The organism is Acidovorax sp. 107, assembly GCF_003058055.1.
Lineage (GTDB): Bacteria > Pseudomonadota > Gammaproteobacteria > Burkholderiales > Burkholderiaceae_C > Acidovorax.
Genome location: NZ_QBTZ01000001.1, coordinates 3,139,495 through 3,156,663, shown reverse-complemented (window position 1 = coordinate 3,156,663; position 17,169 = coordinate 3,139,495). Strand labels below are relative to the sequence as shown.

Annotated in this window: 17 protein-coding genes; 11 read left to right on the top strand and 6 right to left on the bottom strand. The window is 66.9% G+C overall.

The window, feature by feature from the left end; all coding sequences use genetic code 11:
- Window positions 1–137: 137 nt before the first annotated feature.
- The 7 genes from C8C99_RS14715 to ubiD all read left to right on the top strand — a co-directional run bounded on the left by C8C99_RS14715 (window position 138) and on the right by ubiD (window position 5,932).
- Complete coding sequence (locus C8C99_RS14715) at window positions 138–1,193, top strand: peptidase U32 family protein (protein WP_233247231.1); 1,056 nt, start codon at window positions 138–140, stop codon at window positions 1,191–1,193.
- Between the two features lie 36 nt (window positions 1,194–1,229).
- Window positions 1,230–2,189, top strand: a complete 960-nt coding sequence (locus C8C99_RS14710; protein WP_056642163.1) for a U32 family peptidase — start codon at window positions 1,230–1,232, stop codon at window positions 2,187–2,189.
- Window positions 2,190–2,207: 18 nt separating this feature from the next.
- Window positions 2,208–2,828 (top strand): hemolysin III family protein, encoded by a 621-nt coding sequence (locus C8C99_RS14705; protein ID WP_056642167.1) that lies wholly within the window; start codon window positions 2,208–2,210, stop codon window positions 2,826–2,828.
- A 16-nt stretch (window positions 2,829–2,844) separates the two neighbouring features.
- A complete protein-coding gene (locus C8C99_RS14700; protein WP_056642169.1) occupies window positions 2,845–3,372 on the top strand; it encodes an SCP2 domain-containing protein in 528 nt (175 codons plus the stop codon).
- Between the two features lie 3 nt (window positions 3,373–3,375).
- On the top strand, window positions 3,376–3,789 hold the full coding sequence (locus C8C99_RS14695; RefSeq protein WP_108626133.1) for a putative zinc-binding protein: 414 nt from the start codon (window positions 3,376–3,378) through the stop codon (window positions 3,787–3,789).
- Window positions 3,782–4,378 carry a UbiX family flavin prenyltransferase gene (locus tag C8C99_RS14690; RefSeq protein WP_056642175.1) on the top strand — a complete coding sequence of 199 codons (597 nt, stop codon included), beginning with the start codon at window positions 3,782–3,784 and terminating at the stop codon, window positions 4,376–4,378. The genes C8C99_RS14695 and C8C99_RS14690 overlap by 8 nt, the downstream gene beginning before the upstream one ends.
- A 66-nt stretch (window positions 4,379–4,444) precedes the next feature.
- Window positions 4,445–5,932 carry a 4-hydroxy-3-polyprenylbenzoate decarboxylase gene (gene ubiD, locus C8C99_RS14685; protein WP_056642177.1) on the top strand — a complete coding sequence of 496 codons (1,488 nt, stop codon included), beginning with the start codon at window positions 4,445–4,447 and terminating at the stop codon, window positions 5,930–5,932.
- A gap of 104 nt (window positions 5,933–6,036) precedes the next feature.
- On the opposite strand, the gene C8C99_RS14680 is transcribed toward ubiD, so the two are convergent.
- Together C8C99_RS14680 and C8C99_RS14675 are read right to left on the bottom strand one after the other, a co-directional pair.
- Window positions 6,037–6,669, bottom strand: coding sequence for a hypothetical protein (locus C8C99_RS14680; protein ID WP_056642180.1), 633 nt, complete (start codon window positions 6,667–6,669; stop codon window positions 6,037–6,039).
- Between the two features lie 105 nt (window positions 6,670–6,774).
- Window positions 6,775–7,314 (bottom strand): hypothetical protein, encoded by a 540-nt coding sequence (locus C8C99_RS14675; protein ID WP_158274170.1) that lies wholly within the window; start codon window positions 7,312–7,314, stop codon window positions 6,775–6,777.
- A 355-nt stretch (window positions 7,315–7,669) separates the two neighbouring features.
- On the opposite strand from C8C99_RS14675, the gene C8C99_RS14670 reads away from it, so the two are divergent.
- Both C8C99_RS14670 and C8C99_RS14665 read left to right on the top strand, forming a co-directional pair.
- Window positions 7,670–9,310, top strand: a complete 1,641-nt coding sequence (locus C8C99_RS14670; protein WP_108626131.1) for a long-chain-fatty-acid--CoA ligase — start codon at window positions 7,670–7,672, stop codon at window positions 9,308–9,310.
- 83 nt (window positions 9,311–9,393) lie between these two features.
- Window positions 9,394–10,653 (top strand): branched-chain amino acid ABC transporter substrate-binding protein, encoded by a 1,260-nt coding sequence (locus C8C99_RS14665; protein WP_082576888.1) that lies wholly within the window; start codon window positions 9,394–9,396, stop codon window positions 10,651–10,653.
- 42 nt (window positions 10,654–10,695) lie between these two features.
- Here the strand turns inward: C8C99_RS14665 and C8C99_RS14660 are convergent, their stop codons facing one another.
- On the bottom strand, window positions 10,696–11,466 hold the full coding sequence (locus C8C99_RS14660; RefSeq protein ID WP_108626130.1) for an SOS response-associated peptidase: 771 nt from the start codon (window positions 11,464–11,466) through the stop codon (window positions 10,696–10,698).
- 208 nt (window positions 11,467–11,674) lie between these two features.
- On the opposite strand from C8C99_RS14660, the gene C8C99_RS14655 reads away from it, so the two are divergent.
- The gene (locus C8C99_RS14655) at window positions 11,675–12,964 is read left to right on the top strand and encodes an acyl-CoA dehydrogenase family protein (RefSeq protein WP_108626129.1); all 1,290 of its coding nucleotides are present in this window, start codon (window positions 11,675–11,677) and stop codon (window positions 12,962–12,964) included.
- Between the two features lie 153 nt (window positions 12,965–13,117).
- Window positions 13,118–13,687, top strand: a complete 570-nt coding sequence (locus C8C99_RS14650) for a DUF3617 domain-containing protein (RefSeq protein WP_146186027.1) — start codon at window positions 13,118–13,120, stop codon at window positions 13,685–13,687.
- Here C8C99_RS14650 and C8C99_RS14645 read toward each other — a convergent pair.
- From C8C99_RS14645 to C8C99_RS14635, 3 genes are all read right to left on the bottom strand, one after another.
- On the bottom strand, window positions 13,671–14,834 hold the full coding sequence (locus tag C8C99_RS14645; RefSeq protein ID WP_108626127.1) for a diguanylate cyclase: 1,164 nt from the start codon (window positions 14,832–14,834) through the stop codon (window positions 13,671–13,673). The two genes, C8C99_RS14650 and C8C99_RS14645, sit on opposite strands and share 17 nt — an antisense overlap.
- 182 nt (window positions 14,835–15,016) lie before the next feature.
- A complete protein-coding gene (locus C8C99_RS14640; RefSeq protein ID WP_108626126.1) occupies window positions 15,017–15,790 on the bottom strand; it encodes a 16S rRNA (uracil(1498)-N(3))-methyltransferase in 774 nt (257 codons plus the stop codon).
- A 99-nt stretch (window positions 15,791–15,889) separates the two neighbouring features.
- Window positions 15,890–17,044 carry an aminoglycoside phosphotransferase family protein gene (locus C8C99_RS14635; RefSeq protein WP_199226409.1) on the bottom strand — a complete coding sequence of 385 codons (1,155 nt, stop codon included), beginning with the start codon at window positions 17,042–17,044 and terminating at the stop codon, window positions 15,890–15,892.
- Window positions 17,045–17,169: the final 125 nt, after the last annotated feature.

Here is a 17,169-nt window from a genome sequence, read left to right as displayed (position 1 = left end):
TCACGTCAAAACCCGACTGCTTTGCTCCAGCATTGTGCACCGCCGTTGATGAAGATCAGCGGATGCGCAGCGCAGCCCCCGTATGGTGGCGCCCTGTGCTGAGGCTCCCCACCGGGGCCAGCGTTTGAATGCTTGTGATGGAACCCCTGAAATCGATGGCGACCGCGTTGCCGGAAGCGGCTGCAACCCCGGCTCTGGAGCTGGTCTGCCCTGCCGGCAGCCTCCCGGCCCTGAAAGCGGCCGTGGACAACGGCGCCAACTGCGTCTACCTGGGCCTGCGCGACGCCACCAACGCGCGCAATTTTGCGGGCCTCAACTTTGACGAGGCGGCCATTGCGCAGGGCATTGGCTATGCGCATGCGCGTGGCTGCAAGGTCTTCATGGCGCTGAACACCTACCCGCAGGCCGGCAACCCCGGCCCGTGGCGCAGCGCGCTGGACAAGGCCGTGGACCTGGGCGTGGATGCGGTCATCCTGGCCGACCCCGGCCTGATGGCGTATGCGGTGCAGCGCCACCCCCGGCTGCGGCTGCACCTGTCGGTGCAGGGCTCGGCCACCAATTACGAGGCCATCAACTTCTACCGCGAGCAGTTCGGCATCGTGCGCGCGGTGCTGCCACGCGTGCTGTCGATGGAGCAGGTGCGCCAGGTCATCGACCGCACGCCGGTCGAGATCGAGGTGTTTGGCTTTGGCAGCCTGTGTGTGATGGTCGAGGGGCGCTGCGCGCTGTCGTCGTACGTGACCGGCGAATCGCCCAACACGCACGGCGTGTGCTCGCCTCCGAAGGCCGTGCGCTGGGTGGAGACGCCGCAGGGCCGCGAGTCGCGCCTGAACGGTGTGCTCATCGACCGCTATGCGCCCGGCGAGAACGCGGGCTACCCTACGCTGTGCAAGGGCCGCTTTGACGTGGGGGACGACGAGAACTACTACGCCATCGAAGAGCCCACCAGCCTGAACACGCTGGAGCTGCTGCCCCAGCTGCTCAAGATGGGCGTGCGCGCGATCAAGATCGAAGGCCGCCAGCGCAGCCCGGCCTATGTGGCGCAGGTCACCCAGGTCTGGCGCGAGGCCATGGACCAGTGCCTGGCCCAGCCCCACCGCTACGCCCCCAAGACGCGCTGGATGGCCAGCCTCGACCAGGTGGCCGAGGGGCAGCAGCATACGCTGGGCGCCTACCACCGCCCCTGGAAGTAGTGCTTCCCCACAATGACAACCCCCGGAGACCGCCCCATGAAACTCTCTCTCGGCCCGCTGCTGTACTACTGGCCTTGCGACACCGTGTTCGCCTTCTACGAGGCCATGGCCGCCACGCCGGTGGACGTGGTGTACCTGGGCGAGACGGTGTGCTCGCGCCGCCATGAGCTGCGCCTGACCGACTGGCTGGCGCTGGCGCGCATGCTGCGGGACGCGGGCAAGGAGGTGGTGCTGTCCAGCCAGGTGCTCATCGAGTCCAGCGCCGACGTGGGGGTGATGCACAAGATCACGGGCAACGGCGAGTTCCTGGTCGAGGCCAACGACATGGGTGCCGTGAGCTGCCTCTCGCGTGCGCCCGCCGGGCCGCGGGGCTTTGTGGCCGGGCCGCACCTGAACCTGTACAACGCGCACTCGCTGCAGTGGATGGCGCAGCTCGGCGCCACGCGCTGGGTGATGCCGCTCGAAATGTCGCAGGAGGCGCTCTCTGCCGTGCTGGCGCAGCGGCCCGCCGGCATCGAGACCGAGGTGTTTGCCTACGGCCGCATGCCGCTGGCCTACTCGGCGCGCTGCTTCACTGCCCGCCACCGCAACCTGCCCAAGGACGAATGCCAGTTTAGCTGCCTGCAGCACGCTGACGGCCTGCCGCTGCGCACGCGCGAGAGCGAGGGCTTTCTGGTGCTCAACGGCACGCAGACCCAGTCGGCCCGTGTCTACAACCTGGCCAACGAACTGGCGGCGATGCAGGCCCAGGGCGTGGACGTGGTGCGCCTGAGCCCGCAGGCCCAGCACATGCCGCAGGTGGTGGCCTCGTTTGACGAAGCCCGCCGTGCCGCGGCCGCCGCTGAGAACGCGCCCGACTTTGTGGAGCGCATGCAGCCCTTCATGCCCGATCTGCCCTGCAACGGCTACTGGTTTGGGCGCCCGGGCCTGGAGCAGGGGATGCAGGGGGCAGCGGGTGGTGAGGCTGCGATGCGGCCTGCCATGCGCCATTCCTGACGCGAAGGCGATTCCTGCATGTACCCCGGAGAGCGTTTCAACAGCATCAGCCACCTGGTGGGGGCCCTGCTGGCCACGGCGGGCGCGGCCGTGCTCATCACCCTCGCGGCGCGCCTGGGCGACCCGTGGAAGGTGGTGGCGTTCAGCATCTACGGCGCCATGCTGGTGGCGCTGTACGCCGCCTCTACCGCGTACCACAGCGTGCGCCGGCGCACCATCAAGGCCGTGCTGCAAAAGCTGGACCACTGCAGCATCTACCTGCTGATCGCGGGCAGCTACACGCCGTTTGCGCTGGTGTCGCTGCGCGGTGCCTGGGGCTGGTCGCTGCTGGGCGTGGTGTGGGGGCTGGCCCTGCTGGGCATTGCGCAAGAGATCTGGTGGGCGCGCGGCGCGCGCGTGCTGTCGCTGGTCATCTACGTGCTCATGGGCTGGCTGGCGCTGGTGGCCGTGGTGCCGCTGTGGCAAGCGCTCACGCCGGCCGGGTTTGCCTGGCTGCTGGCGGGTGGGGCCTGCTACACGCTGGGCATCGTCTTCTATGCGCTGGACCACCGCGTGCGCCACGGCCACGGGCTGTGGCACCTGTTTGTGCTGGGCGGCAGCGTCTGCCATTTCTTCACCGTGTTTTTCTACGTGGCCTGAGGGCCCTTTCTGTTCCATGGCGGCTTCTCCTCTCTCCTTTCCCCTGGTCGTTCCTGCCCCCGTGGGTGCCGTGCTGGCACGCCTGCCCGCCTACCCCGGCTCGCTGCTGCTGGTGACGGCGCTGAACCTGGCGCTCGCGCGGCACCTGCCTGCGGACGTGGGCCAGGTGCTGTTGCACAAGAAGATGCGGGTGCAGGTGCGCGATGCGCGCGTGGCCTTTGACTTTGCCTGGACGGGCCAGCGCTTCGCCCCCCATGCTCCGCTGGTGCCGCCGCAGGTGGCCGATGTCACGCTGAGCGCCACGGCCCATGACTTCTTGCTGCTCGCCCAGCGCCAGCAGGACCCCGACACGCTGTTCTTCAGCCGCCGCCTGTCGATGGAGGGCGACACCGAGCTGGGGCTGGTGGTGAAGAACGCGCTCGATGCGATCGAGCTGCCCGTGCTGGACCCGCGCCAGTGGGCGCACAAGCTGGCGCCGCGCCAGGTGCTGGGCCACCTGCGGCGCCGCCTCGATCCCTCGCCCCGCACGCGCACAGGAGGGTGACCCATGACCGCCGACACCGATCCCCTGAACCATCCTCTGGTCTACTCCTGCTCCGGTTGCTCCAGCGCCGCGCAACTGGCCAACCACGTGGCACTGCAGCTTGACCGGCGCGGCGTGGCCGAGATGTCGTGCATCGCCGGTGTGGGGGGCGATGTGCCGCACCTGATGAAGACCGTGCGCTCGGGCCGGCCCATCATCGCGCTCGACGGCTGTCCGCTGGTCTGCGTCAAAAGCACGCTCGCGCGCCACGGCATTGCGGCCGACCGGCATTACCAGCTGCAGCAATACGGTGTGAAAAAGCGCGTGCACGAAGACTTCGACCCCGTGCAGGCCGCCCTGGTGCTGGAGCAGGTCGAGGCCGACCAGCTGGCCGAGCCGCTGCGTGCCCCGGCCGCCGAGGGGGCTACCCATGGCTGAGTCCGCATCCCCCCGCCGCATCATCGTGGCCATCTCGGGCGCCAGCGGCGCCGTGTATGGCGCGCGCCTCTTGCAGGTGCTGCGCAGCCAGCCGGGCGTGGAGACGCACCTGGTCGTCTCTGACGCAGGCTGGCGCAATCTGCAGCACGAGCTGGACATGGACCGCCCCGCCGTCGAGGCCCTGGCGCACCGCGTGCACGATGTGGCCAACGTGGGCGCTGCCATTGCCAGCGGCTCGTTCCAGTGCCACGCCATGGTGGTCGCACCCTGCTCCATGCGCACGCTGGCTGCCATTGCGCATGGGCTGGCCGACAACCTGCTCACGCGCGCGGCCGACGTGGCGCTCAAGGAGCGCCGCCGCCTGGTGCTGATGGTGCGCGAGTCGCCCCTGCACCTCACGCACCTGCGCAACATGGTGGCCGTGACCGAGATGGGCGGCATCATCTGCCCGCCGCTGCCCGCCTTCTACCTGCGCCCGCAGACCGTGGGCGAAGTGGTGGACTACAGCGTGGCGCGCGCGCTCGACCTCATCGACATGCCGCATGACCTGGCGCCGCGCTGGCAGGGCCTGGAGCTTGACGCTCCTTAATTCATAGCTGCTAGCGCAATCAATATCTGCGCTACCGGCCTATTTCATTCAAATTCTGGACCTGACATGGCCTACCGCGACCTGCGCGACTTCATGGCCCAGCTCGAAGCCACGGGCGACCTGCGCCGTGTGGGCGAAAGCGTCTCGCCCCACCTGGAGATGACTGCGCTCAGCGACCGCGTGCTGCGCGCAGGTGGCCCGGCGCTGCTGTTCGAGCAGCCCACGGGCCACCGCATGCCCGTGCTCACCAACCTGTTTGGCACCCCTGCCCGCGTGGCGCGCGCCATGGGTGTGCCCGACCTGCATGGCGTGCGCACTTTGGGCGAGCTGCTGGCCACCCTCAAGGAGCCCGAGGCGCCCAAGGGCTTCAAGGACATGCTGGGCATGGGCCAGTTGCTCAAGACCCTGTGGAACATGGCGCCGCACACCGTGGCGCGCGGCGCGCCCTGCCAGCAAGAGGTGTGGGAAGGCCCCGACGTGGACCTGGCACGCCTGCCCGTGCAGCACTGCTGGCCCGGCGACGTGGCCCCGCTCATCACCTGGGGCCTGACCATCACGCGCGGCCCGCGCAAGGCGCGGCAGAACCTGGGCATCTACCGCCAGCAGGTGCTCTCACGCAACCAGGTCATCGTGCGCTGGCTGGCGCACCGGGGCGGCGCGCTGGACTTTGCGGACCACTGCGCCCAGTACCCCGGCCAACCCTACCCCGTGGCCGTGGCCCTGGGTGCGGACCCGGCTACGCTGCTGGGCGCCGTCACGCCCGTCCCGGACAGCTTGAGCGAGTACCAGTTCGCCGGCCTGCTGCGCGGCGCGCGCACTGAGGTCACGCCCGCGCTGGGCGTGCCGCTGCAAGTGCCCGCCACCGCCGAGATCGTGCTCGAAGGCCATATCCAGCCCGATGCCCACCACAAAAGCGGCTGGCAGCACGCGCTCGAAGGCCCCTACGGCGACCACACCGGCTACTACAACGAATGCGCCGAGTTCCCCGTGCTCACCGTGGACCGCATCACCCTGCGCAAGGATGCGATCTACCACAGCACCTACACCGGCAAACCGCCGGATGAGCCCGCCGTGCTGGGCCTGGCGATGAACGAGCTGTTCATCCCGCTCTTGCAAAAGCAGTTCCCCGAGATCGTGGACTTCTACCTGCCGCCCGAAGGCTGCAGCTACCGCATGGCCGTGGTCAGCATCCGCAAGGCCTACGCCGGCCACGCAAGGCGCGTGATGATGGGCGTGTGGAGCCACCTGCGCCAGTTCATGTACACCAAGTTCATCGTGGTGGTGGATGCCGACGTGGACGTGCGCGACTGGAAGGACGTGATCTGGGCCATCACCACCCGCATGGACCCGGCCCGCGACACCCTGCTGGTGGAGCACACGCCCATCGACTACTTGGACTTCGCCTCGCCCGTGAGCGGCTTGGGCAGCAAGATGGGGATGGATGCGACGAACAAGTGGCCGGGGGAGACGCAGCGGGAGTGGGGGAGGCCGATGCGGATGGAGGAGGGGGTGGTGAAGCGGGTGGACGGGTTGTTTGCGGGGTTGGGGTTGTGAGGTGTACCGCCAAGGCCTAGCAAATGTTCGATGAGGGGCACCCGACGCGATTTCTGACGTCTGATGACGTTGGCTTGATCAACCAATTAGGCGCGTTGCACTTCTCATGACGTTAGTTCTTGTACATGCCGCATAACTCTGGCAGACAGGATGAAGAGGTCTTTTGCGGATATCTGATGCTTCTCCGAAAGTTCGAATATCAACGTTGCATTGTCCTCTCTGCCTGAGCCGGGATCTGGATAGCGACCTGCCCACATCAGGAAGTGAGTTAGCAAGGCAAGAATTGCTTTGTCTTTTTCGCTGAGGTCGGGCATGAAACTGGATAGTTTCACCAAATCATGGTGTCTATGCTTGCGCTCTTCTGCGGAGTATTTTTCCACCCCAAGACGCAAAATGAGCATAGCCTTCAAGCAGATTTCAAGGCTATAGCCGACGAGCATAAGGCCGACGGCGCAATACTGGCTATCGCACACGCCTCTGGTTAAAGCGGGCATGTGCTCGACATTCGGCATGTTCCGAATAACTGTTGCCGCTGCCTCAGAGAGTGCGTGAGCTTGACTCAACCAAAGGATTGGAGACTTCAGATCCTCGCTTGTGGGTGCCTTTGTCGGATCTCCTGGAAACCCGGCAATCTCTTGTGCAATAACCCAGCGTTGCCAAGCAAGGGCTGAGTAGCCGAACGGGTCAGCTGCGAATTGGTTTCGATCTGGACTAATTTGGGGAAGCAATGGATGCATGGCGTTTAGAACCTAATGTGCTGTGACCACCCTTTGCCGCCACGTGCCCGAGTTGGCCGACCTGCTAACAACCTCAACGTTCGACATGAGCGGATGCCATAGGTTCTATGGCCCTGCCCGGTAAAGCGCAGTTATGACTGCCGAGGTGACGGCCGCCGTGGCGGCAATGACAGCGACCACTATCGGAATGAAGAAGCTTCGCCAAAACTCCTTGCGACGGACTTCCCTATCGTGCATGCCGACAGCAAGCTCCATGAGCTTGTTTGCGACGTCTGTAGTTAGAAGCGGCTTTAAGAGATCACCGTCATCATCGACAACCGACTGTTGCGCATTGCGCGCGATGAGCGAAACATGTGATGACTTCTCGTGGTCCTCGCGAACACGAAAAAATTCCGGGTGCTGCTTGGCTAGTTCGATCCACGAATTGCTATTTGCGGGTGAGCGCTTTAGTTCGGCCTGTAGGCCTTGGTCGGTTCGTCGAGTCTTTGGTGAGTAGGCAAGCACTTGGATCAACGACAGAACATCCTGTAGGCGACCATCGCTCCCATACGGATTTTTCATCTGAGCCTTCCTGCGTGTTGTACGGGTGACCCAACGTAATGTATCCCGCGAACCTTGCGAAACAAACTGGACCATGCGGGACATTCTGGACACCAATTGCTCCCGAAAGTGGGTTGCAACCTGGGTTTGAGGGCACTGGCCTGTCATGGAGTACTTCGTTCACAAGGTAAGCGGTATTTACTTCTCGCTGCCCGGGCGGACCTTAGCGATGCTGCAAGGCGTGAGGGTCCGCACTCTCCATGAGCAGATGCCAGCTCACGATCACTTCGCCGTCTGTATTCCGCTGGCGCGGCCTTCATTGGCTGTCTGAGTCGCGCAAACGACAAGCCCGCCCCGCGTTGTTTGCGACGATGTGTCCGCCCCGGTAAAGAGGGCTCTGCACCGGCACCCTATGGATGCCGCGATGCAGCAAGGCGCACATCCCTAGGAGACAACGGCAATGCAGCAGCACCAGCCCGGCAGCATGATGGACCGGCCCTTACTGGTTTCGGCCATCCTTGAACATGGCGAGAACCAGTACGGCGATCAGCAGATCGTCTCGCGCGACACTGATGGCCGCCTGCACCGCTACCGCTTTGCCGACATGGCCCAGCGGGCCCGGCAGCTGGCCAATGCGCTGCAGGCGCTGGGCCTGCGCCCCGGCAGCGTGGTGGGGTCGCTGGCCTGGAACAACCACCGCCATCTGGAGGCGTACTACGCCGTGTCGGGCAGTGGCATGGTCATGCACACCTGCAACCCGCGCCTGCACCCCGAGCAGCTGGCCTACATCGTCAACCACGCCGACGACGAGGTGGTGCTGTTCGACACCACCTTCGCACCCCTGGTGCGCGCCATTGCGGCGTCGTGCCCCCGCGTAAGGCACTGGGTGGCGCTGTGTGATGCCGACACGCTGGGCACGATGGACCTGCAGGGCGTCAGCGGGGTCGAGGCGTACGAGACGCTGGTAGCCAGCCAGAACGACCGCTTCGCCTGGCCCGTGTGCGAGGAAAAATCCGGCGCAGCGCTGTGCTACACGTCGGGCACCACCGGCAACCCCAAGGGCGTGCTGTATTCGCACCGGGCGCTGGTGCTCAGCGCCCTGTCGGCCTGCATGCCGGGCGTGCTCAGCATCAGCGCGCGGGAGACCATCCTGCCCGTGGTGCCCATGTTCCACATCAACGCCTGGTGCCTGCCCTATGCGGCGCTGATTGGCGGCGCCAAGCTGGTGCTGCCCGGCCCGCGCCTGGATGCGGCCAGCCTGTACGAGCTGATGGAGACCGAGCGCGTCACTGTCAGCGCGGGCGTGCCCACGATCTGGATGGGCCTGATCCAGCATGTGGAGCAGCACGGGCTGCGCTTTATCACCATGCGGCGCACGGGCGTGGGCGGCTCGGCCATGCCCAAGGCGCTGATCGCCAAGTTCAACGACGTGTACGACGTGGAGGTGCGCCACGGCTGGGGCATGGCCGAGACCACCGCCATCGCCACCATGAGCGTGCTGGGCGCGGGTGATACCGAGCTGCCGCCCGAGGACCGCCACGCACTGGTCGCCAAGCAGGGCAAGTCGGTGTTCGGCATCGAGCTCAAGCTGGTGGATGAAAACGGCGCCAGCCTGCCGCGCGACGGCGTGGCGCAGGGCGAGCTGATGGTGCGCGGCCAGTGGATCGTGGACCGGTACCACAAGGCCGAGCGCTCGGCGCTGGTCGATGGCTGGTTCCCCACGGGCGACATCGCCACCATCAACCCGCAGGGCGTGGTGCAGATCCGCGACCGCACCAAGGACGTGATCAAGTCGGGCGGCGAGTGGATCAGCTCCATCGACCTGGAGAACGCCGCCGTGGCGCACCCGGCGGTGGCCATGGCGGCGGTCATCGGCGTCAAGCACCCCAAGTGGGACGAGCGCCCGCTGCTCTTCATCGTGCGCAAGCCCGGCCAGTCGCTGGACAAGGCGCAGATCCTGGACTTCCTCGCACAGCGGGTTGCCAAGTGGTGGCTGCCTGATGATGTGCTGTTTGTTGACAGCCTGCCGCTGGGCGGCACCGGCAAGGTCCAGAAAAACGAGCTGCGGCAGCGCCATGGCGCGGTGTTCGGCGGCGAATGACATCGCCACGCGCTGACGGTTTTCGGCTTATTGACTTTTCGGCTTTCCTCTCGTTCCCACTCACCCACCCCACGGAGACACACATGAACATGGTTCCCAGGAAATGGCCACGCCATTGGTTGAAGGTCGGCACATGCGCCGCAGCGCTGGTGATGGCGACGCACATCGGGGCGGCCGAGACGGTGAAGATCGGCTTCATCGACCTGCTGTCCGGCCCGTTTGCGCTCACCGGCCAAAGCTCGCTCAACCAGCTGCGTGAGGTGGTGGCGCAGGTCAACGCCAAGGCCGGGCCCAACGAGCCCAAGTTCGAGGTGATGGACTTCGACAACAAGGGCACGCCGCAGGAGAGCCTGAACGCGCTCAAGGCCGCCACCGACCGGGGCGTGCGCTACATCACCCAGGGCGGCGGCTCGGGCGTGGCGCTGGCGCTGGTGGATGCGCTCAACAAGCTCGCCGAGCGCGACCCCGAGCGCGCGACGGTGTACCTGAACTACGCCGCCATGGACCCGCAGCTCACCAACGACCGCTGCAGCTTCTGGCACTTCCGCTTCTATCCATCGAGCGAGATGAAGATGGAGGCGCTGACCACCTACCTGCAGGGCCGCAAGGATGTGAAGCGCGTGTACCTGCTCAACCAGGACTACACCCACGGCCGCCAGGTCTCCAAGGCCGCCAAGGAATACCTGGCCCGCAAGCGGCCCGACATCGAGATCGTGGGCGATGACTTCATCCCCATCGCGCAGACGCGCGACTTCGCCTCGTATGTGGCCAAGATCGCCGCGACCAAGGCCGACACCGTCATCACCTCCAACTGGGGCAGCGACCTCACGCTGCTGTTCAAGTCCTCGCGCGACTACGGCCTGAACATCAACTACTTCACGCTCAACGCCAACAACCCCGGCACACCCGCGCAGATCGGGCCCTGGGGTGAAGGCAAGGTCGGGGTGATCTGGAACTGGGTGCACAACGCGCCCACCCCCGAGCTGGAAAAGATCTACGTGGACTACAAGAAGAAGACGGGCGAGGACTTTGTGTTTGCCGCGCACTGGAACAGCATGCACATGCTGCGCGAGGCCATGCGCAAGGCCCAGTCCACCGATGCCAAGAAGGTTGCATTCGCGCTGGAAAGCATGACCTACAAGAGCCCCATGGGCGAGGTGCGCATGCGCAAGACCGACCACCAGCTTGAAGCGCCGCTGTACCTGGGCATCTGGGCCAAGCAGGGCAGCAAGGGTGTGAAGTACGACGCCGAAAAGACCGGCTACGGCTTCCGCTCCGAAGTGGCCTGGGACAACTACATCAGCGCCCAGCCCACGTCCTGCCAGATGAAGCGGCCGTCCTGAGCGAGCACAGGCCAGGCCCCCGGCGGGTGGCGGGGACTGTCTTCAGTCCAGCCACCCCTTGGGCGGCACCTTGTCCGCCTTCTTCTCCACCGGGTTGGCCAGCAGCGACTGCGCAGCGTACTGGCGCATGAACTCCTTGGCCTTGTCGGGCCGGGCCGTGAGCCAGGCGTCGTAGGCGCCTTCGTTCAGGATGGCGGGCATGCTCTTTTCGCTGCCCGGTTGGCCGTAGCGGTGCAGCAAGGCGTGGTTGTTGGCGTTCACTGTGAGCAGGCAGTAGCTGATGATCACCTCGCCCCCGGCGCCCTGCCAGCGCGCCCACAGGCCCGCCACGCCCATGGGTTTACCGTCCACCCGTGCCACGCGGGTGGGCACGGCCTTGCCGCTGCGCAGGTCGTCTTCATAGAACGCTGCCATCGGCACGATGCAGCGCTGGCCGTTCAGCCACGCGTCGCGAAACGCGGTGCCGGTGGAGGCCAGGTCGGACTTGGCGTTCACCAGCTTGGGCGCGCGCAGCTTGGCGTCCGACGCGGATTTCACCCAATGCGGCACCAGGCCCCATTGCGCGGGCACCAGCACGCGGGTGGGGGCGGCGTCGCTCGGGGTGTCTGAAGCCGCTGTCAGCGCGGCTTCTTCAACCGCACCGGCCGTGCTGGCCGGCCCTTGGGCCAGGGCGGCCGCCGTTGCTGTATGCACGATGAAAAAGCCCGGCTTGCGGGGCCACAGGTGGCGTTCACCCAGCGCCGCAGGGGGCTCCACCGCAAACGCCTCGCGGTAGGTGTCGGCGTGCTGCAGGGTTTCGTAATGGGTGCTCATGGGGCCATGGTACCTGTGTGGTGGGCGGTGTCAGGCCATGCTTCAAGCAAAACGGGCTGGTAGTGCCAGTGCAATATGCCTGAATAGCTATCAAAAACATAGCAATTGAGACGCCGTCACGGAAGACACCCAGGCTGGCCGTGATGTGCATCAAGCCCGTTGTCGCCTGCGTTGTGACGTGTGCTGGCGCTGTTTTCACAATGGCTGCATGGACTTCGCACTCTCCCCCCTGGCCCTTGAACTGCGTGATCGCCTGCTGGCTTTCATGGACCGCTATCTGCTGCCCTACAACGCCGCCTGGCACGCGGCCGTGGCGGCGGGCGACTACCCGCCGCCGTTTGTCGAAGACCTCAAGGCACTGGCGCGCGAAGAGGGCCTGTGGAACCTGTTCCTGCCCACGCTGCGCGAGGATGAGCCCGGCACGCGCCTGTCCAACCTTGACTATGCGCCGCTGGCCGAGGCCATGGGCCGCCTGCCCTGGGCGGCTGAAGTATTCAACTGCCATGCGCCGGACACCGGCAACATCGAGCTGCTGCACCGCTTTGCCACGCCCGCCCAGCGCACCCGCTGGCTGGTGCCGCTGCTGAACGGCCAGATACGCTCGGCCTTTGCGATGAGCGAGCCCGACGTGGCCTCGTCCGACCCCACCAACCTGCAGACCACGGTGCGGCGCGAGGGCGATGACCTGGTGCTCAGCGGTCGCAAGTGGTTCATCACCGGCGCGGCGCACCCGCACTGCCAGCTGCTCATCGTGCTGTGCCGCAACGCGGATGCCGATAGTGAAGACAGCCACCACCGCCACAGCATGGTGCTGGTGCCCGTGGGCGCGCCGGGCGTGCAGATCGTGCGCAACATCTCCGTGCTGCACCACCACGCGCCGGAGGGGCATTGCGAGATCCTGCTGCAGGGCGTGCGCGTGCCTGCCGACCACCTGCTGGGCGACTGGGGCGCGGGTTTTGCGATGGCGCAGGCGCGCCTGGGGCCAGGCCGTGTGCACCACTGCATGCGCACCATCGGCCAGTGCGAGCTGGCGCTGAGCCTGGCCACTGAGCGCGCGCTGGAGCGCACCGCGTTCGGCAAGCCGCTGGCCGAGCAGGCCAATGTGCAGGAATGGCTGGCCGAGTCGCGCATCGAGATTGACCAGGCGCGCCTGCTGGTGCTGCATGCGGCCTGGCTGCTGGACCAGATCGATACGGCAGACGTGCGCGCGGTACGCGCCCAGGTCGCCGCCATCAAGGTGGTGGCCGCGCGCCTGCAGCAGCGCGTGGTGGACCGCGCCATGCAGATCTTTGGCGCGATGGGCCTGTCGCCCGACACGCCGCTGGCCGCTTTCTGGACCTGGGGCCGCGCGCTGCGGCTGATGGATGGGCCCGACGAGGTGCACCTGCGCACCGTGGCGCGGCACGAGCTGGCGCAGGCGCGCGCGGGCCTGGGGGCATCGGCAGCCTACTTCACCACCCCCGAGCAGCTGCGTGCACCGCCGCACCTGAGCGCCTGAGGACGGAGACCCACGGAGACCGCGTGCCCAGTGCGCGCGGGCCACAGCCGCTGCTTCCCACCTTCCACCGTGCACTTGGTGGTTGCTACTTGGCAGCAAAGGCCGGTGTGTCGATACTGTCGGCTCTGCCGCTTGCACCGAGGCCTGACCACCATGCACACCCCCATCCCCCGCGCTCTCGCCGTTGTCCTCTCCGCCACCGTGCTTGGGCCCGGGCTCTGGACCACAGCCCACGCCCAGGCGCAGAAGCTGCGGCCCGGCCTGTGGGAGAACAGCGTGACCATGAAAAGCCAGAGCGGCCAGCTGGAGGCCGCGATGGCGCAGATGCAGAAGTCCATGGCCAGCCTGACGCCCGCGCAGCGCAAGCAGATGGAACAGGCCATGGCACAGCAGGGTGTGAGCATGGGCCCCAGCGGCAATACTGTGAAGGTCTGCATCAGCCCCGAGCAGGCCGACCTGGACCGCATTCCTGCCCAGGAAGGCTGCACGCAGAACGTGCAACGCACGGGCCCCAACGCGGTGGCCATGACGTTCAGCTGCAAGGGCGCCCAGGGCCAGCCGCCCACCACGGGCGAGGGCACGATGACCTTCCAGGGCCCCACGGCCTACACGGGCAATTTCAAGGTCAAGACCACGTCCAACGGCAAGCCCGAGCAGATCGACATGGTGCAGAACGGCAAGTGGCTCGCGGCCGACTGCGGCACGCTCAAGTCCGCACGTTGACCCCTGCCGGCGCTGCGCGGTGGGCGGCGGGCGCCACCACCACGCGGTTGCGGCCCAGGGCCTTGGCGCGGTACAGCGCCTGGTCGGCGCGTTCCAGCGTGTGCTCCACCGTGTCGCCCGGCAGGTGCTGTGCGAGGCCAATGGACACCGTCAGATGCAGCGTGCCGGTGCTGTGGGCAATCTCCAGCGCCTGCACGGCCTGGCGGATGCGTTCGAGCAACTCGCGCGCGTGGTCTGCCGAGGTGTCGGTGAGCATCAGCACAAACTCCTCGCCGCCCCAGCGGGCCAGCACATCGGTGTCGCGCACGCTGGCACGCACCGTGCCCGCAAAGGCCTGCAGCGCTCGGTCGCCGGTGGCGTGGCCGTGCTGGTCGTTGATGGGCTTGAAGTGGTCGATATCCAGCTGAGCCAGCAGCATCGGGCGGCCGCTGCGCAGGCCACGGCGGTGCTCCAGGGCCATCAGGTCCAGCATGGCGCGGCGGTTGATGAGGCCGGTGAGCTCGTCGCGGGTGGCCAGCTCGCGGTTGACTTCGAGCGCCTGGGCCAGCGCCTCGCGCTGCTGCTGCAGCTTGGCGCGGATGCGCTGGATGCGCAGGTTCAGTGCAATGCAGCCACTGAGCACGATGAGCACCATCAGTGCGTAGGCGGTATCGAGGTAGCCCGAGGCGTTGGCGTTGGCGTTGAAGCGCGAACTGGCGCCGATGGCGCAGGCAAACGCCAGCAGTGCGTAGATGCCGATGCCAATCACCTCGGCCACCGTGAGGCCGAAGGTGCCAAAGAACAGGATCATGGCCAGCACGCTGGGCACCAGCCCGCGCGCATCGCCCGCCAGCACATAGGCCACGGCGCCGCTGGTGATGGTCCAGACCATCTGCGGGATGGTGAGCGAGGGGTCGCGCAGGCGGGCGGTTTCGCCCGAGCGGATGAAGGCCGTCATCACCACCAGGCCGCCCACCGACAGGGCGGCCCACCATTGCACGGCGGTCTTGTCCACGGCGGTGCCGGCGTGTGCCACCAGCAGCATCACACCGGCGCTGCCGACCATCAGCGTGAGCGCCAGCAAGGCCATGCCCACCAGCGTGCGCCGCCGGGGGTCGGTGGAGAGGATCACATCCTTGAGGCGCTGCCAGCGGGCGGGTGGGCGCAAGGTGGGGGGCTCCGGCCAGGAGAGAGGGCCGCGCGGTGCGCGGGCGGGGGGCGACAACCCGGGGGGAGGGTTACCGGCCAGTCGGGAATTTTACGGCGAGGTAGTGCCATGCGTACAGCCCCGTCCCTGGGCAGGCGCGCGGCCTGTGCGGCCGGTGCAGGCCACGGGGCATGGGGGCTGCGCTACAGGGTGAGCGCAGCCAGGGCGGCCAGCGGCGCGGTCTCGGCGCGCAGCACGCGCGGACCCAGCGTGACCGGTGCGAAGCCGTGTTGCAGCGCCAGGTCTTCTTCCGCAGGGCTCAGACCGCCCTCGGGACCGGAGAGGAACAGCACCGGGCGCTGGGCACCTTCGCCACCCGTGGCTTCGCGCAGTGGCACCGTACCGGGCCGCAGCGACAGCAGCAGGCGCTGCGGTGTGCCTTGCGCAGCGTGCCCATCGGTGGAGGTCATCCCCTGTCCGGGTGTGCGCAGCCAGCCGGCCAGGTCGATGGCCGGGTGCACCACGGGCACACGGTTGCGGCCGCATTGCTCGCAAGCGGCCACGGCCACGGCCTGCCAGTGGGCGATCTTCTTGTCGGCGCGCTCGCCCTTGAGCTTGAGCACGCTGCGCTCGGCCACCAGCGGGGTGATGCTGGCCACGCCCAGTTCGGTGGCCTTTTCGACCAGCCAGTCCATGCGCTCGTTGGCGGTGATGCCCGCCAGCAGGTGCACGGCGCGGGGCGCCTCGCGTTCGATGGCATGGTGCGCACCCACCAGCACGCGCACATCGCTGCGGCCCATCTTGAGCACGGTGGCATCGAACTCGCCGCCCGGGTCGCCCGCGCCCTGACCGCCGTGGAACAGGGTGATGCCGTCGCCGGGCTGCAGGCGCAGCACCTGCACATGGCGTGCGGCGCCCGGGGGCAGGTCCAGCTCGGCGCCGGTGGCCAGGAGGGCCGGGCAATGGAAACGGGGCATTTGCTATCTTTGTAATAGCTGTTGGCGCATGATTTGTCTGCGCTTTAGCCGGTTTTTGCTTGATTTCTTGGGGTGTGCCGTCAATGCAGAGGGCTGCAGCTACATGCGGCCGTAGGCAAAGCCCACCGCGGGTTCGGTGCCTTCGATCTGGTCCAGCATCTTGAGCAGCGGCCCCAGTTGGCGGTAACGGTTGGCGGTGGCGCGGATGTAGGCCATGAACCGGGGCGCATCGGCCAGGTATTTGGGCTTGCCGTCGCGCAACGTCAGCCGCGCAAAAATGCCCGCGACCTTGAGGTGCCGCTGCAGGCCCATCCAGTCCACCGCACGGTAGAACTCGCCAAAGTCATCGCCCCAGCCACTGGCGCTGGTGGCGCCCAGCAGTCCGGCTTTGCGCGCCTTTTCCCAGTAACGCACGGTAATGTCGATGACGAATTCTTCTTCCCAGCTGATGAAAGCGTCGCGAAGCAGGCTGGCGATGTCGTAGGTGATGGGGCCGTACACCGCGTCCTGGAAGTCCAGCACGCCCAGGGGTGCACCTGCTTCCACCGGCGCCATCAGGTTGCGGGTCATGAAGTCGCGGTGCACATACACGCTGGGGGCTGCCAGGTTGTGCGCCACGATGGCGTCAAAGGCGCTGCCCAAGGTCGCCTGCTGCTTGTCGTCCAGGGCGATGGAGCGGTGCTTGGCCAGGTACCAGTCTGGGAACAGTGCCAGCTCGCGGCGCAGCAGAGGCTCGTCGTAGGCGGGCAGAACGCCGGGGGTGGAGGCCTTTTGCCACTGCAGCAGCACATCGGTGGCCTGTTGGTAGCAGGCGTAAGCGTCCTGGGGTTTTTCGGGGTTCAGCCGCTCGATCACCGTCTGGTGGCCCAGGTCGGACAGCAGCATGAAGCCGGTGGGCTCATCAAACGCCAGGATCTGCGGCACGTTCAGCCCGGCGGCGGCCATCAGGCCTTGCACCTGCACAAAGGGCTTGCAGTTTTCCTTGTCGGGCGGCGCGTCCATCACGATGCGGCTGGCGCCTGTGGCCGTGTCAATGCGCAGATAGCGGCGGAAGCTGGCATCGGCCGACGCGGGGCGCAGGGTGTCAGGCAGCAACTGGTGCGGTCCCACCAGGGGTGCGAGCCAGGCGTCAAAGGCCGCACGGCGGGCGGCATCAGGCCAGCTGACGGGGGTGGAGGCGGCGGGCGCAGCAGGTGTGGCCACGGTGGCGCCGGGGGGCTGGCCAGCGGGCGATGGGGGGATGGGGTGGCTCATGGATAATCCGATTTTACAAACCGGTCGTGGCTGGCGCCGTGCGCGCTGGCCAGGGCCGGTCCCTTTGTTTGCTACCGCCCCCAACACCCCACGTGCCACGCTGCCAGCCCCCCACCGTGCAGAAC